Annotated in this window: 23 protein-coding genes; 11 read left to right on the top strand and 12 right to left on the bottom strand. The window is 69.3% G+C overall.

Going from position 1 to position 23,827, the window contains the following annotated elements:
- Nucleotides 1–18: 18 nt before the first annotated feature.
- Nucleotides 19–1,581, bottom strand: a complete 1,563-nt coding sequence (locus tag ACFQS9_RS21530; protein WP_378408449.1) for a Rieske 2Fe-2S domain-containing protein — start codon at nt 1,579–1,581, stop codon at nt 19–21.
- A 160-nt stretch (nt 1,582–1,741) separates the two neighbouring features.
- Here ACFQS9_RS21530 and ACFQS9_RS21525 point away from each other — a divergent pair, with 160 nt between their 5' ends.
- Entirely contained in the window at nt 1,742–2,485 is a 744-nt protein-coding gene (locus ACFQS9_RS21525; protein ID WP_378408447.1) for a lysophospholipid acyltransferase family protein, read from the top strand.
- Between the two features lie 65 nt (nt 2,486–2,550).
- A complete protein-coding gene (locus ACFQS9_RS21520; protein ID WP_378408485.1) occupies nt 2,551–3,099 on the top strand; it encodes a SanA/YdcF family protein in 549 nt (182 codons plus the stop codon).
- A 66-nt stretch (nt 3,100–3,165) separates the two neighbouring features.
- Here ACFQS9_RS21520 and ACFQS9_RS21515 read toward each other — a convergent pair whose 3' ends face one another.
- Nucleotides 3,166–4,080 carry an Ig-like domain repeat protein gene (locus tag ACFQS9_RS21515; RefSeq protein ID WP_378408445.1) on the bottom strand — a complete coding sequence of 305 codons (915 nt, stop codon included), beginning with the start codon at nt 4,078–4,080 and terminating at the stop codon, nt 3,166–3,168.
- Between the two features lie 256 nt (nt 4,081–4,336).
- On the opposite strand from ACFQS9_RS21515, the gene ACFQS9_RS21510 reads away from it, so the two are divergent.
- Nucleotides 4,337–5,170: an HAD family hydrolase gene (locus ACFQS9_RS21510; protein WP_378408443.1), complete on the top strand. Its 834-nt coding sequence runs from the start codon at nt 4,337–4,339 to the stop codon at nt 5,168–5,170.
- A 12-nt stretch (nt 5,171–5,182) separates the two neighbouring features.
- On the opposite strand, the gene ACFQS9_RS21505 is transcribed toward ACFQS9_RS21510, so the two are convergent.
- Complete coding sequence (locus ACFQS9_RS21505) at nt 5,183–5,782, bottom strand: flavodoxin family protein (protein ID WP_378408441.1); 600 nt, start codon at nt 5,780–5,782, stop codon at nt 5,183–5,185.
- On the bottom strand, nt 5,779–6,885 hold the full coding sequence (locus ACFQS9_RS21500; protein ID WP_378408439.1) for an NAD(P)H-dependent flavin oxidoreductase: 1,107 nt from the start codon (nt 6,883–6,885) through the stop codon (nt 5,779–5,781). The genes ACFQS9_RS21505 and ACFQS9_RS21500 overlap by 4 nt, the downstream gene beginning before the upstream one ends.
- A 110-nt stretch (nt 6,886–6,995) precedes the next feature.
- Between ACFQS9_RS21500 and ACFQS9_RS21495 the strand changes: the two genes are divergently transcribed.
- Nucleotides 6,996–7,583 carry a TetR/AcrR family transcriptional regulator gene (locus ACFQS9_RS21495; RefSeq protein WP_378408437.1) on the top strand — a complete coding sequence of 196 codons (588 nt, stop codon included), beginning with the start codon at nt 6,996–6,998 and terminating at the stop codon, nt 7,581–7,583.
- Between the two features lie 23 nt (nt 7,584–7,606).
- Here the strand turns inward: ACFQS9_RS21495 and ACFQS9_RS21490 are convergent, their stop codons facing one another.
- The 3 genes from ACFQS9_RS21490 to ACFQS9_RS21480 all read right to left on the bottom strand — a co-directional run bounded on the left by ACFQS9_RS21490 (nt 7,607) and on the right by ACFQS9_RS21480 (nt 12,021).
- A complete protein-coding gene (locus tag ACFQS9_RS21490; RefSeq protein ID WP_378408435.1) occupies nt 7,607–8,251 on the bottom strand; it encodes a LuxR C-terminal-related transcriptional regulator in 645 nt (214 codons plus the stop codon).
- Nucleotides 8,251–9,555, bottom strand: coding sequence for a sensor histidine kinase (locus tag ACFQS9_RS21485; protein ID WP_378408433.1), 1,305 nt, complete (start codon nt 9,553–9,555; stop codon nt 8,251–8,253). Before ACFQS9_RS21485 ends, ACFQS9_RS21490 begins: the two co-directional genes overlap by 1 nt.
- 159 nt (nt 9,556–9,714) lie before the next feature.
- Nucleotides 9,715–12,021 carry an N-acetylmuramoyl-L-alanine amidase gene (locus tag ACFQS9_RS21480; protein ID WP_378408431.1) on the bottom strand — a complete coding sequence of 769 codons (2,307 nt, stop codon included), beginning with the start codon at nt 12,019–12,021 and terminating at the stop codon, nt 9,715–9,717.
- A 221-nt stretch (nt 12,022–12,242) separates the two neighbouring features.
- Here ACFQS9_RS21480 and ACFQS9_RS21475 point away from each other — a divergent pair, with 221 nt between their 5' ends.
- The 5 genes from ACFQS9_RS21475 to ACFQS9_RS21455 all read left to right on the top strand — a co-directional run bounded on the left by ACFQS9_RS21475 (nt 12,243) and on the right by ACFQS9_RS21455 (nt 16,777).
- Complete coding sequence (locus ACFQS9_RS21475; RefSeq protein ID WP_378408429.1) at nt 12,243–13,769, top strand: SpoIID/LytB domain-containing protein; 1,527 nt, start codon at nt 12,243–12,245, stop codon at nt 13,767–13,769.
- A gap of 102 nt (nt 13,770–13,871) precedes the next feature.
- Nucleotides 13,872–14,345, top strand: coding sequence for a VOC family protein (locus ACFQS9_RS21470; RefSeq protein WP_378408427.1), 474 nt, complete (start codon nt 13,872–13,874; stop codon nt 14,343–14,345).
- A 44-nt stretch (nt 14,346–14,389) separates the two neighbouring features.
- Nucleotides 14,390–14,887, top strand: coding sequence for a MarR family transcriptional regulator (locus tag ACFQS9_RS21465; RefSeq protein WP_378408425.1), 498 nt, complete (start codon nt 14,390–14,392; stop codon nt 14,885–14,887).
- An 82-nt stretch (nt 14,888–14,969) separates the two neighbouring features.
- Nucleotides 14,970–16,199 (top strand): cytochrome P450, encoded by a 1,230-nt coding sequence (locus ACFQS9_RS21460; protein ID WP_378408423.1) that lies wholly within the window; start codon nt 14,970–14,972, stop codon nt 16,197–16,199.
- Nucleotides 16,196–16,777, top strand: coding sequence for a TetR/AcrR family transcriptional regulator (locus ACFQS9_RS21455; RefSeq protein ID WP_378408421.1), 582 nt, complete (start codon nt 16,196–16,198; stop codon nt 16,775–16,777). Before ACFQS9_RS21460 ends, ACFQS9_RS21455 begins: the two co-directional genes overlap by 4 nt.
- 3 nt (nt 16,778–16,780) lie before the next feature.
- Here the strand turns inward: ACFQS9_RS21455 and phoU are convergent, their stop codons facing one another.
- From phoU to ACFQS9_RS21440, 3 genes are all read right to left on the bottom strand, one after another.
- The gene (gene phoU, locus ACFQS9_RS21450) at nt 16,781–17,500 is read right to left on the bottom strand and encodes a phosphate signaling complex protein PhoU (protein ID WP_378408420.1); all 720 of its coding nucleotides are present in this window, start codon (nt 17,498–17,500) and stop codon (nt 16,781–16,783) included.
- A 67-nt stretch (nt 17,501–17,567) separates the two neighbouring features.
- Nucleotides 17,568–18,047 carry a type III PLP-dependent enzyme domain-containing protein gene (locus ACFQS9_RS21445; protein WP_378408418.1) on the bottom strand — a complete coding sequence of 160 codons (480 nt, stop codon included), beginning with the start codon at nt 18,045–18,047 and terminating at the stop codon, nt 17,568–17,570.
- 167 nt (nt 18,048–18,214) lie between these two features.
- A complete protein-coding gene (locus ACFQS9_RS21440) occupies nt 18,215–20,242 on the bottom strand; it encodes an APC family permease (RefSeq protein ID WP_378408416.1) in 2,028 nt (675 codons plus the stop codon).
- 196 nt (nt 20,243–20,438) lie between these two features.
- Between ACFQS9_RS21440 and ACFQS9_RS21435 the strand changes: the two genes are divergently transcribed.
- Nucleotides 20,439–21,224 (top strand): alpha/beta hydrolase, encoded by a 786-nt coding sequence (locus ACFQS9_RS21435; protein ID WP_378408414.1) that lies wholly within the window; start codon nt 20,439–20,441, stop codon nt 21,222–21,224.
- Nucleotides 21,225–21,232: 8 nt separating this feature from the next.
- Here ACFQS9_RS21435 and ACFQS9_RS21430 read toward each other — a convergent pair whose 3' ends face one another.
- Both ACFQS9_RS21430 and ACFQS9_RS21425 read right to left on the bottom strand, forming a co-directional pair.
- Nucleotides 21,233–21,964 carry a VIT1/CCC1 transporter family protein gene (locus ACFQS9_RS21430; RefSeq protein WP_378408412.1) on the bottom strand — a complete coding sequence of 244 codons (732 nt, stop codon included), beginning with the start codon at nt 21,962–21,964 and terminating at the stop codon, nt 21,233–21,235.
- 68 nt (nt 21,965–22,032) lie between these two features.
- Nucleotides 22,033–22,851, bottom strand: a complete 819-nt coding sequence (locus ACFQS9_RS21425) for an arylamine N-acetyltransferase family protein (protein ID WP_378408410.1) — start codon at nt 22,849–22,851, stop codon at nt 22,033–22,035.
- A gap of 153 nt (nt 22,852–23,004) precedes the next feature.
- Between ACFQS9_RS21425 and ACFQS9_RS21420 the strand changes: the two genes are divergently transcribed.
- Complete coding sequence (locus tag ACFQS9_RS21420) at nt 23,005–23,766, top strand: MerR family transcriptional regulator (RefSeq protein ID WP_378408408.1); 762 nt, start codon at nt 23,005–23,007, stop codon at nt 23,764–23,766.
- Nucleotides 23,767–23,827: the final 61 nt, after the last annotated feature.

Below are 23,827 nucleotides of genomic sequence, written 5' to 3'. Positions count from 1 at the left end.
AGGCGTCCGGGCGCGTTGCTACACCTTCGACGAGCGCAGCTCGTGGCCCTTGGACGTCTTGCAGCGCCCGGTCTCGAGGTCCCATTGCCAGCCGTGCAGGTTGCAGGTGAGGTTGGTGCCCTCGACGACGCCGAACTTGGACAGGTCCGCCTTCAGGTGCGGGCAGCGGCGCTGGATCTCGTAGCCGCCCAGCTCGATCGACGCGGAGTCGTCGTGCGCCTCGGAGAACCAGCCGTCGGCGTACGCGATGCGCTCGTCGGTGAGGCACTTGAAGAAGGTGTAGAGGAATTCGTTGTAGCCGCCGACCCGCCAGGCCTCGAAGCGGGTGGACAGGAAGATGGTGTTCACCCAGTCCGGCTCGTCGTCGCGCAGCACGGTGCGCACCAGCTCCGGCGCGATCCGGAAGCCATACCGGTACTTGCCCTCGCCCTCGATCGGCTCGCGCACGGTGCGGTTCGGGAAGTCGAGAACCACGGTCTCAGCGCTGTCTCCGTAGCCCATCACCAGGCCGACCGGGTAGCCGATGCCGTCGCAGATCAGGTCCGACTGCGCCATGATCGGCTCGAACTTCGCCTTGAGCGGGCCGAGGAGCGGCTCGCCCTCGGCCGGCGCCCAGGACGCCTTCTCCGCCTCGAGCACCGGCGCCATCCGCTGCGCCATGTCCTCGATGTAGGCGGCCTTGTCGCTGAAGATCTTGTCGACCTCGGCGTCCGGGATCGGATGCGTCAGGGCGGCCTCGGAACCGTGGATGTCCACCACCGAGCCGGGGATCATCAGCAGGCCGCCGTCGTTGCCGTGGATGCGCATCTGTTCCAGGAAGACGATCTGGTCCGGGAAGATGTTGCCCTCGTCGCCGCGGTCGTCGTTGAGGTAGCGCAGCTCCTCGTCCAGGAACACCGGGGGACCGGCCGACGGCACCACCCAGGTGGCCCCGACCTGCTCGATGTAGCTCCGGCAACGGTCCATGCCGCGCTGGCGCTTCTGCTTGCCGAAGTTGGCCTTGGTGCGCGAGGGGATGTCGTAGACCATCGGGTACCAGATGGCGCCCGAGTACTGCAGCAGGTGGATGTCGATCGTGCCGAACTGCTCGTGCAGCACGTCCATGTCCACCGGGCGGGCGTCGTTCATGTTGAAGCAGGTGGTCTCGCCGTCCGAGACGACCAGGCCGGAGTCGCCGATCGGCCCGTCGGCGGGCGCGCGCAGCGCGATGATCATGATGTCGAGGTCGCCGCCCTGCCCATTCGAGACGCGGTGCTTGACGGAGTCCTCGGTCTCGAAGAACTTGGTGAAGCCCAGCTTCTCCAGCTCGCGCCGCAGGTCCGGCACCGGGTAGTCGGGCAGCAGCACCGTCGCGTCCTTGTTGACGTGCTTGGTGAGCGTCTCCGGGTCGAAATGGTCCTTGTGCAGGTGCGAGACGTAGAGGTAGTCGACGTTGCCGAGGGCGTCCCAGTCCAGCCCGGTGTTGTCCGGGAACGGGAACCACGATGCGAAGTAGGCGGGGTTCACCCAGGGGTCGCACAGGATCGATCCGGCCTTGGTCTGGATGTGGAATCCGGCGTGTCCGACGCTGGTGACCTGCACTGGTAGTCCTCCTGGGGGTTTACGACGCCTACCAGGGTAGGCGGACCGACGGGCGTCGAGCACCTCGCGTGGCGACCGCCACCCCGGAACGGGTGTGGGGAGTCCGTCCCGCGGTCGCCGTGGTGGGCCGGATCACCATCGTCGGGCTACGCTGGCCGACGTGGAACCCGTCTACAGAACGATCATCGGCGTCGCCCGCGTGGTGTTCGCCGCCGAGGGATTGAAGTTCACCGTCAAGGGTGACGAGCACATCCCGGCCAAGGGCGGGGCGGTGATCGCCGTCAACCACACCGGATACATGGACTTCACCTACGCGGGGCTGCCGGTGCGCACCGTGAAGCGCTACATCCGCTTCATGGCGAAGAAGGAGGTCTTCGACAACAAGATCTCCGGACCGATCATGCGCGCGCTCAAACACATCCCCGTCGATCGCGCCGCGGGCGCGGAGTCCTACCGCGCGGCCGTCGACGACCTGCGGGCCGGGGAACTGGTGGGCGTGTACCCGGAGGCCACGATCAGCCGCAGCTTCGAGCTCAAGGAGTTCAAGTCCGGTGCCGCGCGGATGGCCATCGAGGCCGGGGTGCCGATCATCCCGACGGTGATCTGGGGCGCTCAGCGGGTCTGGACCAAGGGGCATCCGAAGCGGTTGGGGCGCACCAACACGCCGATCTCCATCGCTGTCGGCGAGCCCATCCAGCCGTTCGAACCGGCGAGTGAGCTCACCGCGAAGCTGCACGCGACGATGGAGTCGATGCTGCACGAACTGCAGAAGGACTACGAACACCCGGCGGGCGCGTACTGGGTCCCCGCGCGCCTCGGCGGCGGTGCCCCCACCCTCGAGGAGGCCAACCGGATGGACGCCGACGAGGCCGAGGCAAAGGCGGCACGTCGGGCGCAGCGATGAGGCGTCGGCTCCTGCGCGTGGCGGGAGCGGTCGTCGCGGTGCCGGGTGTCGTGCTGCTCGGCTCGATGGCCTGGGTGGCCGTCGCGTCGGCCGGGCACGTCTATGACCCCGAGGACGCCCCGGAGGCCCCGGTGGTGATCGTGCTCGGCGCCAAGGTCAAGGACGGCAAGCCGATGTCCTTCCTCGCCGGCCGCCTGGATGTCGGGGCGCAGATGGTGCGCGAGGGCAAGGCCAGTTCGGTGCTGGTCTCCGGCGACGCGAACGGCACCTCGGGCGACGAGATCGCCGCGATGACCGACTATCTGGTGGCCAAGGGCATCGATCGGGAGTTGATCGTCGGCGACGATTACGGCCTGGACACCTACGACACCTGTGCGCGCGCCGCGAGGACCTTCGGCGTGCGCAAGGCGCTGATCGTCAGCCAGGGAAATCACGTCGCCCGGGCGGTGGCGCTGTGCCGCGACGCGGGCATCGATGCCGACGGCGTCAAGGGCGACTGCGACTGCCGCTTCATCACCGTGGCCAGGAACACCGCCCGTGAGTGGCTGGCCAGCCCGAAGGCCGTCGCGGACATGCTCAGCGGCCGGGACCCGAAGGTCACCGAGCTGCGCTGACGCGCGGTGGTGCGGTTACGGAGTCGTGGGACTCCGTAACCGCACCACTGCGGCGCAGCCGCAGGATCAGGATCCGAAGATCGACCCGATCGAGCCGAGGTCGACGGAACCGGTGCCCGGGTCGACCGGGTCGGGGCCCGGGTCGACCGGTCCGCCCTTGCCGACCTGGATGGTCGCGAGGGCCTGCCCGCCCGCGTTGACCGGGACGTCGTTGGCCGGCCTGGTGCCGTCCTTGGGGGTGCAGAACGTCGGCGCGTTCTGGGTGCTGTTGAACGCTGTGGCGCGAGCCAGGAAGGTGTCGTAGTTCGCGTCGCTGTTGTAGTTCGCCGAGTCGCCCGAAACGCGGACGGTCGGGGTGATGACGCCCTCGTCGATGGCCTTGACGGTGACCTCGACTGCCGGCAGCTGGAAATTGGTGGAACCGTCGGCGGTCGGGTTGCCGCCCAGGTCGGTCTTGGTCTTGGGCACGGAGATGCCGCCAGGGGTGTTCAGGCTGGACTTCGGCCCGTTGGCAACGGTTTCGTTGTCACCGGACAGGCGCAGGATCGCCCCCGCGGCGTCGGGTTCGCCGGCCTGGTTGACCCGGATCACCGTCGGCGCGACTCCCGCGATTCCCTTGCCGCTGTCGGGAACGACGGTCGCGGAAACGAATTCGGCGTTGGCGGGCAGGTCCCAGTCGATCTTGAGTCGCTGGATGTCGATGGTGGTGGCGATCGAAGCCTTGTCGGGCAGGGTGCTGACCGTCGGCTGGAGCCGGTAGCTGAACTGCTCGCCGACCTTCACGGCGGCCGGGGCATCGATCGTCATGCCCAGCGGCTGCGACATGTGCTGGGTGAGGATCGCCCTCGCCTGGCAGGCGCCCTGGAACTCGATCGACGTCGGCGCCGCGGAGGCGGGGGACGCCATCAGCAGGCTGCCGGCTGCCATCGCCGCGGCGGCCACCACCGGGACCGCACCCCTGCGAACGTGCGTGAAGGACATGTAGTGCTCCTTGCTCGGGTCGGAAGTTAGTTGCACAGAAGTAAAGAAATTCTGTGACCTGGACCATAGAGGAGAACATGTTCGTGAGGGCACCAAATCGTTGAAATCGCAATCGGTCCAGCGTGGCGGTGCATCTCGGACCCGGGATCCCGCCGTGAGTGGAACGCGTTGCACCCTGGGGGAGCCCGGCCGCGGAGGGTCACGGACGCCGTCGGCGACGTCGGGGCCGTCGGTTGGTTGCGGCATGATGGGTTCGGTGCAGGACAACCGACACACCAAGCCCCTGCTGATCGCCAGCGACGTCGACGGCACCCTCATCGACGACGAGGAGAAGGTCAGCGCCCGGACCAGGGCCGCCGTCCAGGCGGCCGTGGCCGACGGGACGCCCTTCGTGCTGTCCACCGGGCGCCCGCCGCGGTGGATCGCGCCGGTGGTCGACCAACTCGGATTCGCGCCGCTGGCCGTCTGCGCGAACGGCGCGGTGGTCTACGACAGCAACGCCGACAGGGTGCTCAGCGCCGTCACGCTGTCCACCGACGCGATGGCCTGGCTCGCCGAACTGGCCCTCGCCGCCTTGCCCGGGTGCGGCCTTGCCGCGGAGCGGGTCGGGGCCAGCGCGCACGACGCGGCCACCCCGCAGTTCGTCAGCTCGCCGGGCTACGAACACGCCTGGCTGAACCCGGACAACACCGAGATGTCCGGCGACGAGGTACTCGCCCACCCCGCGGTGAAGCTGCTGATCCGGCTGCCCGGCGCCAGCAGCGCCGCGATGGCCGCGACCCTCGCCCCGCTGATCGGCGAACGCGCGGACCTGACCTATTCGACGGACAACGGCCTGATCGAGGTGTCCGCCCCCGGCATCACCAAGGCGTCCGGTCTGACGGTGGTCGCCGAGCAGCTGGGCATCCCGGTCTCCGGCATCGTGGCGTTCGGTGACATGCCCAACGACGTGCCGATGCTCACCCTGGCCCGGCACGGGGTGGCGATGGCGAACGCACACCTCGACGCGATCACGGCCGCGGACGAGGTGACGACGTCGAACTCGGCGGACGGCGTGGCCCGGGTCCTCGAGCGCTGGTGGGGACGGTGACCGGGGGCCGGCTCAGCCGGTGACCAGGACCGCGGGGCGTCGGGAGCGCAGCACGGTCTCCGCCACCCGCCGGCCCAGGTGCTCGGCCGTCCTCAGGTCGGCCTCGGAGGGCGCCGCATCGGCCGGTGCATCCGACGGCGACTGCGCCATGGCGCCGAGGAAGCCCCCGAGCCGGTTGAGGTCCTCGACCGATCCCTCGCGTGAGTAGAGCCATCCGGGCGGCAATCCCACACTGATCCAGTGCATTCCGTGCTGAGCCGCGAGGATGGCGAAGTTCTGCAGGGTATTCAGCTTGTCCCCGCTGACGCCGGCGGAGTTGGTGAATCCGGCCGCGAACTTGTCCTGCCAGGCCTGCGTCGACCAGGCGGTGGCCGACTGTTCGGCGAACCGTTGGAACTCCGCGGAGGCGCTGCCCATGTAGGTCGGGGCGCCGAAGACGATGGCGTCCGCGCCGTCGAGAATGTCCCAGAAGTCCGGCCCCTGGTCCGTCACGTCGAGCTGGTGGACCTCGGCGCCCTCCGCGGAGCGGGCGCCGCGGGCGACGGCCGCGGCCTGCCGTGCGGTGTGTCCGTGCCCGCTGTGGAATGCGATTGCGATGCGTGCGGTGCTCATGAGGCGTCTCTTTCTCGGGTGGGGATGGCGAAGGAACGGAGGGTGCTGGTGGTGCCGTCGACCAGGTGGTCGAAGACCTCGGTGGCGTCGCGACGCCCGGTCAGCAGCGGCGCGCCCTGGCCGGACCACAGCGCGAGCAGTTCGGCGTCGCCGGTGCGCGCGGCGGCCGCCTTGATGGGCGCGGTGAGCCAGAGTTGCTGCGGGTACGGCGGGAGATCCGTCGCCGTGTGCTCGTCGAGGAAGTCGTTGCGGATGCCGCGCGCGAGCCGGCCGGAGAACGCCCTCGTCAGCGCCGTGTAGCGGGCGCGGGGGGAGCGGAGCATCTCCTTGTGCGCCGCCGGCGCGCCCGACTGGTCGGTGGCCAGGAAGGCGGTGCCCACCTGGACGGCGTCGGCACCCAGCATCAGCGCCGACGCGACACCCCGCCCGTCCGCGATACCGCCCGCCGCGATCACCGGGATGTCGAGGGCGGCGGACAGCTGGGCCGTGAGCGGGCCGGTGGCAATGGAGTCCTCGGCCGGTCGCAGGAAGGCAGGCCGGTGCCCGCCCGCCTCGTAGCCGGACGCGACGACGGCGTCGACACCCGCGTCGCGCAGTGCCAGTCCCTCGTCGAGATGTGTTGCCGCGCCCAGGGTTCGGATGCCGCGGCGGCGACATTCGGCGAGAATGCCCGGCGCCGGAATCCCGAAGACGAAACTGAAGACCGCGGGCCTGCGCTCGAGGAGGACCTCGACCTGGGCCTCGAAGTCGGGCGGGGCTGGCGCTCGATAGGCGGGTGGCTCGATCCCGGCTCGGCGGAACCACGGCGCCAGCGTGTGGGTCTGGGTGCTGTGGGTCCGTGGGTCCAGCGTGCGGGGCTCGCCGGGCAGCGGCACCCACAGGTTCACCGCGAACGGCCGGGCGGTGGCCGCGCTGAGCTGGGCGAGGGTGGCATCGAGTTCGGTGGGGTGGAGGTGGTGGGCACCGAACGAGCCGAGTCCGCCCGCGTCGGAGACGGCGGCGGTCAGCTCGACGCGCGAGATCCCACCCCCGAACGGGCCCTGCACGATCGGGTAGCGAATCCCGAAGTCCCTGGTGAAGCGTGTGTCTGTCCAGTCGGCCATGGCGATGGCGCTCCTTGTCCGGCCGAGTCGGATTCGGCCCGGGTCGAAACTAGACGACCGGTCAACTAAACGTCAACCGGAACATAGTTGACCGGTTGTATTGTGTCGGCGTGGGACGAACCAGCGATGCTCGCGAACGCATGCTCGACGCCGCCTGCGGCCTGATCCGGGAACGGGGGTACACCGGGGTCGGCGTCGCCGAGGTGTGCTCGGCCGCCGACGTGCGCAAGGGCAGCTTCTACCACTTCTTCGAGTCCAAGCAGGCGCTCACGCGGGAGGTCATCCGGGAGCACTGGCAGACCCAGCGCGCCCGGTGGGTTGCGGCGCTCTCGGGGCCCGGCGCACCGCTTGACCGGCTCGAGGCGCTGTTCGCGATGCAGGTCGACGACATCCGGGCCGAGCACGCCTCCGCCGCGATCAACGGATGCCTGTTCGCCAACCTGTCGCTGGAGCTGTCGACGCAGGACGCGACCATCCGGGCCGACCTGCAGTCGATCTTCGACGAGCAGGCCGCCCTCGTCGCGGGCGTGCTGGACGAGGCCGCGGCGGACGGCAGCCTCACGCCCGACGGCACCACCGCCGAGCTGGCCGGGGCGATGCTCGCGCAGCTCGAGGGCGCGGTGCTGTTCGCGAAGCTGCGCAACGATGCGGCCGCGCTCGACGGGTTGTGGGGGCAGCTACGGCGCCTGATGCACTGACATGTGCTGCGCGCGACGCGATCTCACTCGAGGTAGCGGAGCACCGCGAGCACTCGCCGATGGTGACCGGTCGACGGCGGCAGGTCCAGCTTGGTGAAGATGTTGCCGATGTGCTTCTCGATCGCCCGCTCGGTCACGTGCAGCGACGATGCCAACGCCCCGTTGGACAGTCCCTGCGCCATCAGGCCGAGCACCTCGCGCTCGCGCGGGGTGAGGGCGCCGAGGGCGTCGGCCTTGCGGCTGGAGCCGATCAATTGGGTCACCACCTCCGGATCGAGGGCGGTTCCGCCCGCCGCCACCCGCTGCAGGGCGTCCACGAATTCGCCGACGTCCGCGACCCGGTCCTTGAGCAGGTAGCAGCCCACGCCCGCGGCCTGACCGGCGAGAAGCTCAGCCGCATAGCGGGTCTCGACCCACTGGGAGAACACGAGCACCCCGACGTCGGGAAATCTCCGACGCAGACCCACCGCCTCGACGAGACCCTCGTCGGTGAAGGTGGGCGGCATCCGGATGTCGACCACCGCGACATCCGGCAGGTGCTCGGCGACCGCCGCACCGAGCGAGGGTGCGTCGCCCACGATGGCCACCACCTCATGCCCTCGTTCGATCAGCAACTGCGCCAATCCATCTCGAAGGATCGCATTGTCCTCGGCGATCACGATCCGCATCAGCGTCTCCCGTCGACCGGCAACGACAGGGTCACCAACGTCGGACCGCCGACCGGACTGTCCACGTGCAGCGATCCGTCCACGGTGCCGACCCTGGCCGCGAGCCCGGTGAGGCCGCTGCCGGCGCCGATCGCCGCGCCTCCGATGCCGTTGTCCCGCACCGACACCGACAGTCCCTCGCTGTCGGATGTCGCCGACACCCACGCTCTGCTCGCGCCGGAATGCCGGGCCACATTGGTCAGCAGCTCGGCGACCGAGAAGTAGGCGATCGTCTCGGTGCCCGGCGAGGGCCGTGGATCCACCGACACCGCCAGGTCGACCGGTACCGCGCTGCGGGCGGCCAGCGTCTGCAGTGCGGGCCCCAGGCCCAGATCGAGGGCGGGCGGATGGATCCCCCGCACCACCTCCCGTAGTTCGGTCAGCGCCTCCTTGGCGGCGGAGTGCGCGCTGTGCACCAGCTCCGTGGGGTCTTCGCCCGCCGCGATGCGGTCCTCGGCGCGACCGAGGGTCATCGCCATCGCCACCAGGCGGGCCTGGGTGCCGTCGTGCAGGTCGCGTTCCACCCGGCGCAGCCTCGTGGCCGAGTCCTCGATCGCCGCGGTGCGGGTGCGTTCGAGCTCCTCGACGCGAGCATCGCGGGCCGGCGGCCCGAGCAGGGTCCGGATCAGCATCCGGTCCAGTGCGGCGAGCCAGCGGATCGGCCAGGGTGCCAGGAACAGGCAGGCGATGCCGGCCGCGGACAGCGCCAGCATCTGCGGCCAGGTGTCGAAGTACACGTCACCGAACTGGAGAAGCGAGTGCCGGGCGACGCCGTTCGAGTCGTAGTTCACGGGGTCGATCAGCCACCACAGCAGCGGCGAGATCGCAAGGCCCAATGAGACGACCGCGAACAGCAGCGCGCCCCACACGGCTGCGGCCGCGAGCAGGGTCTTGATCAGCATGAACGCAATCGCGTGCCATCCCGTTCGGTCGATGAGCCCGGACCAGATGAACCCGAGCACGCCCGGCCGAGGGGAGAACGGAGGCGGGTCCTCCACCGGCGAGCGGAGCATCCACGCGGAGAGAGTGCGGTAGGCGTGGCCGAATCCCCTGGCCACCACGATCATCGCGGCCAGCAGCGGGATGCCGATCAGGGTGATCACGAGGACGCCCCCGAACACGGTGCCGAGGAAGAGATACGTGATGCCTGCGAGTGCCAGCACGGCGGTCACCGCCAGGTATCCGGTCTCCCGCCAGGTCTGCGCGGCGATCGGGGCGCGGAGGAACTCGCGGAGCGCCGGTGCGCGGGGCGTGGTCGTCGTCATGGGAACCATGTTTCCCGATGCCCGAGGAGCGATTCGAGGGTGTTGCCAGGCGATTCGGGGGTGTGGCCAGCCACACCATGGGCGCGCGACCGCGGATACGGATCGGCCCCGCATCGGGAAACCGATGCGGGGCCGATGTTCTCGTTCGATGCCTGTGGCTCAGCCGGCGGGGGCCGGTGCCGGTTCGGCGGCTGCAGGCGGAGCGGGAGGCGCCACCGGGGCGGGTGCCGCCTCGGCGACGGGCGCGGCGGCGGGGGTCGCCGCCGCACCTTCCTGGTAGGCCTTTGCGTAGGCGTCGTTGTAGGTCTTGAGGATCGTGGTGACGATGCCGGTCAGCTCGTTGAAGATCAGCGAGCCGCCCTCGAAGTCGGTGCGCTTGCCGTCCGGCACCGGGTACTCGTCGCTGGTGGGCAGGCCGAGCGAGCCGGCGTCGAGGCCGGAGGACTGCCAGGTCTCGAAGATCTTGCCGAGGACCGTCCACACCCCGCCGTTCGGGGAGGTCGCGATGGCGCCGTTGGTGAACTTCACGACCTTGTTGCCGCCCTTGACCGGGATCTCACCGGACAGCGAGTTGCCGAGACGTCCGGTGTCGCCGCCCTCCGCGATCCACTTCTGTGCGATGGGGGAGGGATCGGTCAGCCGGAGCAGTTCGCCGACCAGCGCGCCGATGGCGCCCGCCGTCGAGCCGGTTCCGGACGCGTCGCCGTTCGGGGCGACCGGGCCGTCGGTCTGCCCCGGGGTCGTGTTGTCGGTGGGCGAGCCGTTCGGTGCGGCGGCGAGCACACCGGAGCCGGAGGACGAGCCGCCGCCCAGGTTCGCCGCGGCGATGTCGCGGATCTGGCCGAGCTTGGCGTAGCCGGCGTCGCCCGGGCAGCTGGTGTTGCCCACGTCGCGGTGCGCGAAGATGATCGGCAGATCCACGGCCTCACCCTGTGCATAGGGCGTGAACTCGGTGCCCTCGGAGTACATGGTGGTGTTGCCCTTGGGATCCAGGCCCGCCTTGGCCAGTCGCCAGCCGAGGAACTTGCCGACCGCGTTGACGGTCTCCTGCGGCGGGGTCACCGAGGAGAAGTCGCCCATCATCGCGATGCCCATGGTGTTCTCGTTGAACCCGCCCGCGTGCGCGCCCTGGACATTCCGGTCCAGACCGCCGGCCCGGCCCTCGAAGGTCTGGCCGTACTTGTCGACCAGCACGTTGTAGCCGACGTCGCACCAGCCGAGCGTGGAGGCGTGGTACGCGTAGATCGCGCGCACGATCTCGACCGATTCGGACTTGGAGTAGTCGTTGCTGCCCGCGGTGTGGTGCACCGTTGCACCGCCGAGGGAGTCGTCGTAGACCGGCTCCTGGCAGCGGATGGACTCGTCGGCGCCCCACTGCGCGCGGGTGATCACCTTCGGGCCGGACGAACTGCCCAGGGGAGAGGCGATGTCGCCGAGGGTGCTGTCCGATGCCGAGGTGCCGGGCTCGATCAACACGGCGGTGACGGCCTCGGCGAGCTGCTGAGCGGAGTTCGCCTGCGGTGCGGCCGCCGGCTGCGCGGCGGGCTCCTGCGGTGGTGCTTCCGGTGCCTGCTGCGGTGCTTCCGGCTGCGGGGCGGGTTCCTGGCCGCGCAGCGGGTTCGACAGCGCGGCGGGCGCGAAGCCCATCGGCAGCTGCGCGGGGTCCGCGGGGACGAGCTGATTCGGCAGCGCCGGGGCCGGGGCCGGGGCGCCGGGCGCCGGAACGGCGGGAACGTCCGCGGTTCCCGAGGCGGGCAGCGCCGCGACCGCCTGCTCGACCTTGGTGACCAGCACCTGGACGGCCTTGGTGGCTCCGACGAACACCGGCTCGGTGCCAGTCTTGCCGCCCGTGGTCTTGTCGTCCTTGCGGGAGTCGACCTTCTCGGTGGCGAACCAGGGTCCCCACGAGCCGTCGGCGAGCTTGGCGCGGACCTTGGCGGAGGCGGCGCCGAGCTCGGAGGTCAGCGCGATCATGCTGAACGGGGTGTCGCGGGTGATCTCCTTGACCGCGGTGCCGAACTGCTCCTCGGGACTCGCGGCGGGAGCCGGTGCGGGCGCGGGAGCCGGTGCCGGCGCGGGAGCCGGTGCGCCGTCGGCGATGTCACCCGGTGCGGGCAGCGGCGGGATCTGGATCGATGGCGGCAGCGCGATACCCGGGGGCAGCGGAAGGTTCTGCGGCAGCGGGATCTCGGTGGGGAGCGTGGCCGGGATCGGCAGCTTCTTGAGATCGGAGAGCCTCAGGTCGGGCAGGTCGAGCCCGGTGATGTCCTTGAGCGGGATCACGATGTCGGGGACCTGCGCGAGGACCACCTCGGCGATCTGCGTCGGGACCGCCGAGGGTGCGGAGTCGGTGGTGGAACGGATGCCGGTGGTGCTGGTGACGCCCCAGACCGCGAGTGGGCTCGCGATGGCCAAGGCGGCAACCGTGCCGAGAACGATTGACGGCTTTGGGCGGCGGTACGGCAAAACGGACTCCCTCAGTTGTGGTTCACGGGTGTCGCACTGTCAGCAACTGGTGATGCAGGTGTGACGGTTGTTGCCATCGTTAGTCACTCTTGCCACACTAGTCACAAACATTCCAACGCTCAACCTTAACTTGAGGCTTTTGAGATCCGCACGTACGCGCCACCGCGCGTCACCCGCTGTCGCGCGCTGACGATCAACTCCGTCGATGAGGAGATCAGGGTATGGCGAGGACCCGTAGGAAGAAATTCGTCGTGGGACGGCCGATGCGGAGCGGCTGGAGACCGTTCGCGATGCGGGCCGCGATTCTGGGGTTGGCGCCCGCGCTCCTCGTCGGCGGCACCGTCGGCGTCGTGGTCGCCACCCGGTCGTCGGGCCCCGACGTCGCCGAGGCGGTCGCCGCCGATGCCCCCTACACGTTGACCGGCTACGGCCACGGTCACGGTCGGGGGATGGGGCAGTGGGGCGCATACGGCTACGCCAAGCAGGGCTGGACCGCGGAACGGATTCTCGGCTACTACTACGGCGGCACCACGCTCGAAGCGTTGGGGGACAAGGCGATCGGCGTCCGGCTCATGGGCCTGGACGGCAAGGGTCTGGACGTGTTCTCGGATTCCCCGATGGGGGTGGCGGGCCGGACCGTGGCGCCGGGGGAGGCCGCGCACCTGACCGCCAACCCGGGCGGTGGCGCGACGGTCGTCGTGACCAGGGGCTGCGACGGCGAGGTGCTGTGGCAGGAGTCCACCGCCCACCCGTGGGTGGATCCGGTCGACCTCGGCCTCGATCGCCCGGCGAACGAACACCTGAAACTGTGCGGCGGCGGCGTGCCGTTCCGCGGCTCGCTCGGCGTCGCGCTCGAGGGCGACGCGCCCCGGGTCGTCAACCACGTGGGCATGGAGGACTACCTGCTCGGTGTCGTGCCTGCGGAGTCGAAGGCCGAGTGGGCGGACACCGGCGGCGCCGAGGCGCTGCGCGCGCAGGCCGTCGCGGCGCGGTCCTACGCGGCGGCCGAGCACCGCTACGCCTACGCGGAGACCTGCGACACGCAGGACTGCCAGGTGTACGGCGGCTCGTCCAAGGAACATCCCAAGACCACCGAGGCGGTCCGATCCACCACCGGCAAGGTGCTGATGAAGGAGGGCAAGCCGGTATCGGCCGAGTTCTCGGCGTCCACCGGCGGGTACAGCGCGGGCGGCGCATTCGGGGCGGTCGAGGACCTCGGCGACTCCGAGTCGCCCAACCACAAGTGGACGCAGACCCTGACCGCGGGCGAGATCGCCACCGCCTTCGGCGTCGGCGAGTTGCACTCGATCGAGGTCACCTCGCGCAACAACCTCGGCGCCGACGGCGGACGGGTCACCGGGCTCAGGGTGGCGGGCTCGACCGGTACCAAGGAGGTGACCGGCGACGAGGCGCGCACCAAGCTGGGGCTCAAGTCCGACTGGTTCACCATCACCGAGGGCGTCGGGCCCGCCGCGCCGCCGCCCGCCTCCGCGCTGGCGGCACCCGGGGTCGACAACGCCGACCCGACCGGGAAGTTGGAGCCGACCGACATCGAGCGCAAGTACGCCGAGCTCGGCGGGCACCTGGGCGTGCTCGGCGCGCCGGTGGGGCCGGAGCTGGCGATGCCCGACGAGGCGGGCCGGTTCCGCATGTACACGCACGGCGCCATCGTCTGGACCAAGACCACCGGCGCGCAGGTGCTCGATGCCAGCGTGCTGACGGCCAAGCTGCCCGGCCTGGGGAGCTGATCCCGACCGTTCACCGATGGCCGCGCTCGGAGCCGATGAGTTCTCGCCGCCTCCCGGGTCACAACATGTGAGAGTGGATTCACCACGACCCGGGAGGCAGCGATGCAGATCAATCCCTCACTCTGGTTCGACGACCAGGCCGAAGAGGCCGCGAACTACTACGTGTCGATCTTCAAGAACTCGAAGGTCCTGACGATCGCTCGCTACCCGGCCGGCGCGCCCGGTCCGGAGGGCAGCGTGATGACCGTGGACTTCGAGCTGAACGGGCAGCAGTTCAACGCGATCAACGGCGGCCCGCAGTTCAACTTCACCGAGGCGATCTCCCTGCTCGTCAACTGTGACTCGCAGGAGGAGGTCGACGAGTACTGGGCCAAGCTCACCGCGGACGGCGGGCAGGAGGTCCAGTGCGGCTGGCTCAAGGACAAGTACGGGCTGTCCTGGCAGATCGTTCCGCCTGGATTCGAGGAGATGATGGTCACCGGCGATCCCGAGAAGGCGCAGCGTGCCATGCAGGCGATGCTGCAGATGAAGAAGCTCGACGTGAACGCGCTGCGGCGCGCGTACGACGGGGAATGATCCTGACTTGACCTCAACCTAGGTTGAGACTACAAGCTGTGGTCATGGCACACACGACAGAACTCGACGACAGCACTCTGGCCCGGCTTCCCATCGGCCAGTGGACCGACGCGGCCCACACCGAGGTCATCGCCTTCATCCGCCGCTCACTGGCCGCGCGCGGCCTCACCCAGCCGCAGTACTGGATCATCCGCAACCTGCATCCCGAGGACCTGGCCACGGCCGAGGAGGCCGAGTCCGGTCTGACCGTCGCGGAACTCTCCGAGCGCATGAGCTCCTACCTGCTCCCGCAGGACGAGCCGGAGCCCGACGCCGCCGATCTGGTCGCGCGCGGCCTGCTCACCAGGGATGCCGCGGGCCGGTTGCGGCTGGCCGAGCCCGGTCGGCTGGCGCACGCCCAGGTCAAAGAACAGCTGCCCGGCCTGCGCGGCGAAATCCACGCGGGCATCGACGATGCCGACTACGTCACCACCGTGAAGGTGCTGCGCCGAATGATCCTGAACGTGGGCGGGGCCGAGGCGCTGGCGCGGTATCCGGTCTGACGGGCCGTGGCGGAGGTCGCGAGGGGATTCGGTGGATCGACGGGTGATTGACAAAGTTGGTGATGTGTCTCATTCTCGGCACATGACGACGATGATGTCCGGCAAGGCCGCCTATGTTCCGCGCTCTGCCGAGACCTGGCGCGACCCCTGGGGGATGTACGCGGCGTTGCGCGAGCACGACCCGGTGCATCATGTGGTGCCCGAGGCGTCGCCCGCCGACGACTACTGGGTGCTGACCCGGCACGCCGACGTCTACACGGCCGCCCGCGACCACGAGACCTTCTCGTCCGCGGACGGGCTGACCACGAGCTACGGCGAGCTCGACAAGATCGGGCTCAGGGACAACCCGCCCCTGGTGATGCTCGACCCGCCCGAGCACACCGACTTCCGGCGCCTCGTCGCCCGGGGGTTCACGCCGCGTCAGGTGGAGGCCGTGGAGCCGGCGGTCCGCGAGTTCGTCGTCGAGCGCATCGAGGGGTTGCGCTCGGCGGGCGGGGGCGACATCGTGACCGAGCTGTTCAAGCCGCTGCCGAGCATGGTGGTGGCGCACTACCTGGGCGTGCCGGAGGAGGACCGCGGCCAGTTCGACGGCTGGACCGAGGCGATCGTCGCCGCCAACGCCAACGGTGACCCGCTCGAGGCGGCGACGGCGGTCGGCGACCTGATGGGCTACTTCGGTGGGCTGATCGAACGGCGCAAGGCCGATGTCGCCGCGGGCAGGGAAGCGGACGACACCATCTCGCACCTCGTCGCCGCGGGGATCGCCGCCGACGGCGACTTCGCGGGCGTCCTGTCCATCCTCGGGTTCGCCTTCACGATGGTCACCGGCGGCAACGACACCACCACCGGCATGCTCGGCGGTTCCTCCGCGCTGCTCACCCAGCACCGCGACCAGCGCGCGCTGCTACTGGAGGATCCGTCCCGCATCCCCGACGCCATCGACGAGCTGCTGCGCCTCACCTCGCCCGTCCAGGGTCTGGCCCGCACCACCACCCGCGACGTCACGATCGAGGGCGTCACCATTCCGGCCGGCCGCAAGACGCTGCTGGTCTACGGATCCGCGAACCGCGACCCCAGGGCGTACGGCGCGAACTCCGAGGAACTCGATGTGCTGCGGGCGCCCCGCCAGATCATGACCTTCAGCCACGGCAGCCATCACTGCCTCGGCGCCGCGGCCGCGCGCATGCAGGCCCGCGTCGCGCTCGAGGAACTGCTGGCCCGCTGCCCCGACTTCGAGGTGGACGTCGACGGCGTCGAGTACGCGGCCGGCAATTACGTGAGGCGGCCCACGCACGTACCGTTCCGGCCATGAGTTCCGGAACCTGGCTGCGCGACGAACGCACCGATCTCGCGGCGGAGCGCATCCTCGACGCGGCCGCGGGGCTGTTCGTCGAGCGTGGTGTCGCGACGACCGGCATGGCCGAGGTGGCCAGGGCAGCCGGGTGTTCGCGGGCGACCCTGTATCGCTACTTCGAGAACCGTCGCGCGCTGCACCTGGCCTTCGTGCACCGGGAGGCGCGCCGGCTCGGCGAGCGGGTGGCCGGGTTGGTGGCGGGCATCGAGGATCCGCGCGAGCGGATCACCGCGGCCGTGCTCGCCGCGGTGCGCGAGGTGCGCGCGACGCCGTCGCTGGCCGCCTGGTTCGGAATCGGCGACGCGGGCATCGCGTCCGAGCTGGCGGGCACCTCGGAGGTGATCGAGGTGCTGGGAGCGAGTTTCCTCGCCACCACCCCGGGCGGCGACGATGCCGAGATCTCCCGTCGCGCACGGTGGTTGGTGCGGGTGATCGTCTCGCTGCTGACCGTGCCCGGTGCCGACGACGCCGACGAGTGCGCGATGATCGAGCAGTTCGTGATCCCGGTGCTGATGGCGCCCGCCGACCGGGCCTGAGCGTCAGGCGTAGCGCATCGTCTCGGCGCCTGCGGGCGCCGCTCCGGTGATCGAGGCGCTCGGCGCGAGGGTCCGCGCCGCGGGGGGACGGGCCCCGGTGACGAGGAAAACGATGCGTTCGGCGACGTTGACGGCGTGATCGGCGAACCGTTCGTAGAAGCCGGCCAGCAATGTCAGGTCGACGGCGCTGATGACGCCGTGTGGCCAGGACTCGCCGGTGATCAGCGCGGTCAGTTGTGCGTGTAGCTCGTCCATCCGATCGTCGTCGGTGCGCAGCCGGGAGAGCAGCTGCAGATCCGGTTCGATGAGCGCGTGACGGGCACGGTCCGCCATCGCGGTGGCGAGCACGCCCATCTCGAGGAACTGGCCGCGTGTCTCGGGCGGAACGACGCTGTCGGGGAAGCGGCGGCGGACCGCTTCGGCCACATGGCGCGCCTGCCCACCCATCCGTGCAAGATCTGCGCTGATCCGAATGGCGGAGAAGAGCATTCGAAGATCGGTGGCCACGGGAGATTGCAGAGCGAGCATCGACAGCGCCCGTCCTTCACAGTCGCCGTGCAGTGCCGCGATGTTCCTCTCCGCGGCGATTGCCCGCTCAGCCCTGGCCAGATCCACCTCGAGCAGCCCGGCGTTCGCATCGCTCATCGACTGCACTGTGAGACGAGCGAGCTCGGCGAGCTGACCCGTCAGCAGGCCGAGCTCGCCGCTGAAACCATTTCGCATGTACGCCGTACTTTCTCGCTTGCTGTTGTCTGACGCGGAATGCCGCGGGCTGCCCGATTGTTTCCGGTCATCCGGCGGCGTCCCGCGCGATGACCGTCGGGTGCGTCATGATCGTGATGCTCGGGCGGGGGTACCGGTAGCGTGCGCACGCGTCGTCCAACGCCTCATTGATGGCCGTGACCAGCTCGTCCTGGTGGAGGAGTCCGGTCCCGGGGCCGCTCGAGCGGTCTTGTTCTTCCTCGAGCACCAGCTCGGTGAGGATCAAGTCGTAGTCGCGGTGAACCTGCTCCATCAGTGCAATCATCCGGTCGACTCCGGCGCCGACCCGGGCGGAATCGGTGACGTCGGATCCCAGGCTGACGCACAGGCCGACCAGCTGAAGGTGTGGCTGCTCGATCACCGCCTTCAGCGCTTCCTCGGCCGTCCGATCGCCGACGGCATCGATACCCGTAGACGTCAGGTTGACAACGACGTTCTGCTTTCGCTGCATGTCGACGAACGGGTGGAAGGGATGGCGGACGAAGGTGCTCTGATGGCGGATTGTCATCTCAATCTCCTCGATCGAGTGAACCGTTGCCGGTGGTTCAGGCGGATCTACCTGATTCCAACAACTACGCCGTGCCGTTCGGAGCTGCCCGGTTCTTGACGCCTACCTGACATCGACGGCCGGAGTATTGATGTTCTGTTTGCGGCACCACCGCGGTTGTCGAAATGTCACCGACGCTCCTGGCTCGGGTTGTCGGGTGTCGGGGTTCCCGCGGGCAGTGCGCCGCGCCGGATGTCTCCCGGGGCGGGTCTCGCGTCCGGGTGTGGGACCCGGGCGGCAGAGTCCAGCAGCCATGGCACGCTGGTGACCATCACCCCAGGAGTGAAGAGGAGTCGCCCTTTCAGGCGCAGCGCGCTCTGGTTGTGCAGGATCTGCTCCCACCAGTGTCCTACGACGTACTCGGGAATGTAGATGGTGATGACGTCGCGGGGGCTGTCGCGGCGGATGCTCTTGACGTAGTTGACGATCGGGCGGGTCACCTCGCGGTACGGGGAAGCCAGGACTTTCAGCGGCACCGGGATGTCGTGGCGGGACCAGTCCTGTTGGAGGCGGGCGGTGTCGTCGCTCTGGACTGTGACCGCTTCGAGGTCCGAGGGCCGGGTGGCTCGCGCGTACGCGAGGGCGCGGGCGGCGGGTTTGTGCAGCTGGGAGACCAAGACGATGGCGTGCACCTGCGAGGGAAGGGTGAAGCTGTCCTCGTCGACGACGAGCTCGACGGCAACTCGGTCATAGTGCCGCTGCACTGCTTTCATGAGGAAGAAGAGGATCGGCATCGCGATGACCACCAGGTAGGCGCCCTGGGTGAACTTGGTGACGGTCACGATGATCAGCACCATGCCGGTGAGGACGCATCCCGCGCCGTTGATGGCCCGCCGCGAGCGGATGCGGCGTGCTTCCTGACGGTCGGGCGCGGTGGCGAGGAGTTGGTTCCAGTGCCGCACCATCCCGGCCTGGCTGAGTGTGAAGGAGGTGAACACCCCGAGGATGTAGAGCTGGATCAGGTGGGTGACCGAGGCGTCGAAGGCGACGATGAGTCCGGTGGCAGCGAGTGCCAACAGCATGATGCCGTTGCTGAATGCCAGGCGGTCCCCGCGGGTGTTCAGCTGGCGGGGTAGGTAACGGTCGCGGGCGAGGATCGACGCGAGCAGCGGAAACCCGTTGTAGGCGGTGTTCGCGGCCAGGATCAGGATCAAGACGGTGGCCGCCTGGATGTAGAAGAACCCGACATTGGTGCTGCCCCCGAACACGGCGGCGGCGATCTGTGCGATGACGGTGCGCTGGGGGTCGGACTCGCAGTCGCCGGCAAAGCCCACCAGGTCACACGTGTTCTCCGCGATCCGCACCTTGCTGATGATCGCCAGCGCCGTGATGCCGGAGAACATCACGATCGCCGTGGCGCCCATCGCCACTAATGTCTTGGCGGCGTTGCTGCTCTTGGGTTTACGGAATGCGGGGACGCCGTTGGAGATTGCCTCGACCCCGGTCAGGGCGGTGCAGCCGGAGGAGAACGCGCGCAGGGCAAAGAACACCAGAGCCAGCCCGGTGATCCCTGAGTGCTCCGGCTCGATCAGGTAGCCGGCGCTCTCCGCCACCGGCGCGTCGTCGAGCACCACCCGGATGAGGCCGGTGGTGATCAGGATGAGCACCCCGGCGATGAATCCGTAGGTGGGGATGGCGAAGGCCCTGCCGGATTCCCTGACCCCGCGCAGATTCATCGCGGTCAGCAGGACGACGAAGCCGACGGCCAGCCCGACCCGATGAGGATTCAGTGAGGGCAACGCGGAGATGAGGTTGTCCACCCCGGCCGCCACCGACACGGCCACCGTCATCACGTAGTCGATGAGTAGGGCGCTGGCCACGGCCAGCCCCGCGGACGGTCCGAGATTGCGGTGCGCGACCTCATAGGATCCGCCGCCACTGGGATAGGCGTACACCACCTGCCGGTAGGAGAGCACCACCACCGCCAGCAGTACCACCACGGCCGCACCCAGGTACGGGGTGAGATACAGGTACGCCAAACCGCCCAGGGACAAGATCAGCAGGATCTCTTGGGTGGCGTATGCCACCGAGGACAACGGGTCGGAGGCGAAGATCGGCAGCGCGAGCCGTTTGGAGAGCAACTGCTCGCCCAGGCGTTCGTTGCGCAGCGCCCGCCCCAGGATCAGGCGCCGGGCCGTGTGCACCACTTTGGACACGGAAACAGCGTACGACCGCCCCGGAGAACTACCCCGAGAACTCGAGGATCGTCATGGGCCGGTGGCCGGGACCGAGTGGGCAAGCGCAGGCATCCCGCTGGTGGGGTCGTGCCCGAGATTAGTTTCAGAACCTCCCCTGAAGTGGGAAAATGGCGAAGCGGGGGGCGAAGGGTTCGGTGGGAAGGAGCGCCGGTCGATGCTCGAAGTCATCGACAGGGGACCGGGCAGCGCACGGCACGCGACCCCGCTGCTTTTCATCCACGGAGCCTGGCACGGAGCGTGGTGCTGGGATGAGCATTTTCTGGACTACTTCGCGGACGAGGGGTACCGCGCCCTGGCCGTGAGCCTGCGCGGCCATGGCAACAGCCCGGCGGGCAAGCCGATCCGGACCTTGACGATCGCGGACTACGTCGCTGATGTGGTGTCGGTCGCGGACAGCCTGCCCGTGAAGCCGGTGGTGATCGGTCACTCCATGGGCGGATTCGTCGTGCAGAAATATCTGGAATCGCACGACGCGCCCGCCGGCGTGCTGCTTGCCTCCACGCCCCCTGCGGGTTGGCGCGGCTCCATGCTGCGCGGTGCACGACGGCATCCGTTGCCATTCCTCAAGGCGAGCGTCACCCGAAAGCCCCTGTATCTCGTCGACACCCCGGAATTGGCGCGCGCATGGCTCTTCTCGGCGCAGATGCGCGACACGAAAGTCGTGCGGTATGCCGCACGACTGCAAAACGAGAGCGACCGCGCGCTTCGCGACATGCTGTTTGTCGACCCGCGGCGAACGAACCGCGTGACGGTGCCCGTGCTGGTCCTGGGCGCAGACCACGACACCGCACATACCCCCGGGGAAATACGCGCCACCGCAAGCGCTTACGGCACTCAAGCCGAGTTCTTTCCGAACATGGCCCACGACATGATGTTGGAGACCGGGTGGCGGGATGTCGCCGGGCACATCGCGAAGTGGCTCGGCACGCTGGGTCTCTAGAACATCGGTCAGATGTTCACGGAATCGACGATCTGCCCGATGCCATAGGTCACGATCATGGCCAGCGCGCCGCCGAACACCACCCGCAGCACGGCCTTTCCGCGGGGCGACCCGCCGAGGCGGGCGCTGACGCTGCCGGTCAGTGCGAGCGCGACCAGCACCGCGACGAACGTGACGGGCACGCGATAGCTGGCGGGTGGGACGAGGATCGCGATCAGGGGCAGCAGGGCACCCAGGGTGAAGGAGATCGCCGAGGAGATCGCCGCCTGCCACGGATTGGTCAGCTCGTCGGGGTCGATGCCGAGCTCCGCGTCCGCGTGCGCGGCGAACGCGTCGTGTGCGGTCAGCTCCTCAGCCACGGTGCGAGCGGTGGCCGGGCTCAGCCCCTTCGCCTCGTACAGGGACGCGAGCTCGGCCAGCTCGTCGTCGGGTAGCTCGGCCAGTTCCCTGCGCTCCTTGGCCAGCAGCGCACGCTCGGAATCGCGCTGCGTGCTGACCGAGACGTACTCGCCGAGCGCCATGGACACCGCACCCGCCGCCAGCCCGGCGATGCCCGCGGTGAGGATCGGTCCGCGGGCGGTGCTCGCCGCGGCCACGCCCACGACGAGCCCGGCGGTGGAGACGATGCCGTCGTTGGCACCGAGGACGCCGGCCCGCAGCCAGTTCAGCTTGGCGGAGAGCCCCTGGGCGTGTGGTTCGGACGGGTGCGGTGCCGGGGCATGATCCGGGTCGGGGCTCATGCGCGGAACGCTATCGGCACCTTGGTGATCCGACCAGCAATGCAAGGCTGGCCGAAGTCGTGCCGCGGCTACGGGAGTCGGTCGAACGCGGCGCCCAGGCCGGTGAGCGCGCGGGTGTCGATCAGGAAGTCGCGCTCGAGGGTCTGCTGCAGTTCCTCCGAACCGGAGAGCTCCCGCCGCTCGCTGCGCCCGTCCAGGTGGTGCACGGTCAGGCGCCTGCCGCTGAGCGCGTACCGCCGGTCCTCGGTGGCGCGGGCCGCCATCAGGCCGGTGACGAAATGCGACTGCGGCCACGTCGAGAGGTACCAGTTCGGCGCCTCGTAGTCGACGGGGTGCTGGCGCTGAAGGTCGAAACGGTAGGTGGTGCGCCACTCGTCGCCGACCCGTGCCTGCATCGCCCAGTCGCCGTCGAGGTCGATCAGCCGGAAGGGTTCGAGCGGGGTGTCCTGCAGGGTGTCGTGTTCGAGTAGCAGTGTTCCGGTGAGCGTCATCCCGCCGAAGCCGACGTCGATGACCCGGCGTTCCCCCGCCAGGTGGACGAGCAGCAGCATGTGGCTGCGCGGGGTGATGGCGTCGAGCTCCGAACCCCAGAGCACCCGGCCCGCGAGCGGGGTGACGTCGAACCCGAGTTCCAGCAGGGCGGCGCGCAGCAGCAGTCCGTGTTCGAAGCAGTAACCGCCGCGACCGCCGCGAACGAGTTTGGCCTGCAACGACTCCAGGTCCAGGCGATTGGGTGTGCCGAGGAACGGATCGAGGTTCTCGAACGGGATCGATCGGGTGTGACCCGCGGCGATCGAGTCGATGGTGGCGCGGGTGGGCGCACGGTCGCCATCGAAACCGATCCGTCGGAGGTACGCGTCCAGATCGAAGTCCTCCGCTGCGGTCATGTCCCCCACAGTAGGACCAGCCGGGCACGGCCCGGAAACGTGCTCGGCCCGAGGGGCGTGGCCCGTTCGTCGCGCACCCTTGACATTGACGCAGCGTCAACCTTCATCCTTGGCATGTCGGACCGCACCGGCACCGAGGAGGGAGGAACGGAAATGGCAGGCGAATGGTCGATCCAGGAGCTGGCCAAGGCGGCCGGGACCACCAGTCGCACGCTGCGCCACTACGGCGAGCGGGGGCTGCTGGAGCCGAGCCGGATCGGGGCCAACGGCTACCGGTACTACGACCAGGACTCCCTCGTGCGGCTACAGCGGATCCTGTTGCTGCGCGAACTCGGCCTCGGCCTCCCGGCCATCGCCGAGGTCCTGGGCGGCGAGCGGGACACCGCGGCCGCGCTGCGGACCCACCTGGCCCTGCTCGAGCAGGAGCTCGGCCGGGTCCGGCGGCAGATCGAGTCGGTGCGGACGACCTTGAGGAAAACGGAAGGAGGTGAACAACTGATGGCAGAGGAAGTTTTCGACGGCTTCGACCACACCCGGCACAAGGACGAGGTGATCGAACGCTGGGGTGAGCAGGCCTACGAGGCCGGCGACCGCTGGTGGCGTGGCCAGACCGACGAGCAGCGTCGGGACTGGCAGGCGGCACTGGCACGGCTCAACTCCGATTGGATCGACGCCGAGGCGTCGGGCTCGGCGCCCGATGGCGAGCGGGCGCAGGAGCTGGCCCGTCGCCATATCGAGTGGCTCGGCGGCATCCCCGGCACGCCCGGTCACGGCGCGCCGCCGGTCAAGGAGTACATCCTGGGCCTGGGTGAGATGTACGTCGCGGATGAGCGCTTCGCCGCCAACTACGGCGGAACGCGGGGCGCGGAGTTCGTCCGGGACGCGCTCACCGTGTACGTCGAGCGCAACCTGTAGTGAAATCGGCGTGAACTCCGGCTGCAGACGGAGTTCGCCCCGCCGAGGTGACCACCGGATC

Origin of the sequence: Rhodococcus daqingensis (assembly GCF_042665615.1) — a bacterium.
Classification (GTDB): domain Bacteria; phylum Actinomycetota; class Actinomycetes; order Mycobacteriales; family Mycobacteriaceae; genus Rhodococcus_G; species Rhodococcus_G daqingensis.
This window is presented reverse-complemented; position numbering and strand designations above follow the sequence as displayed.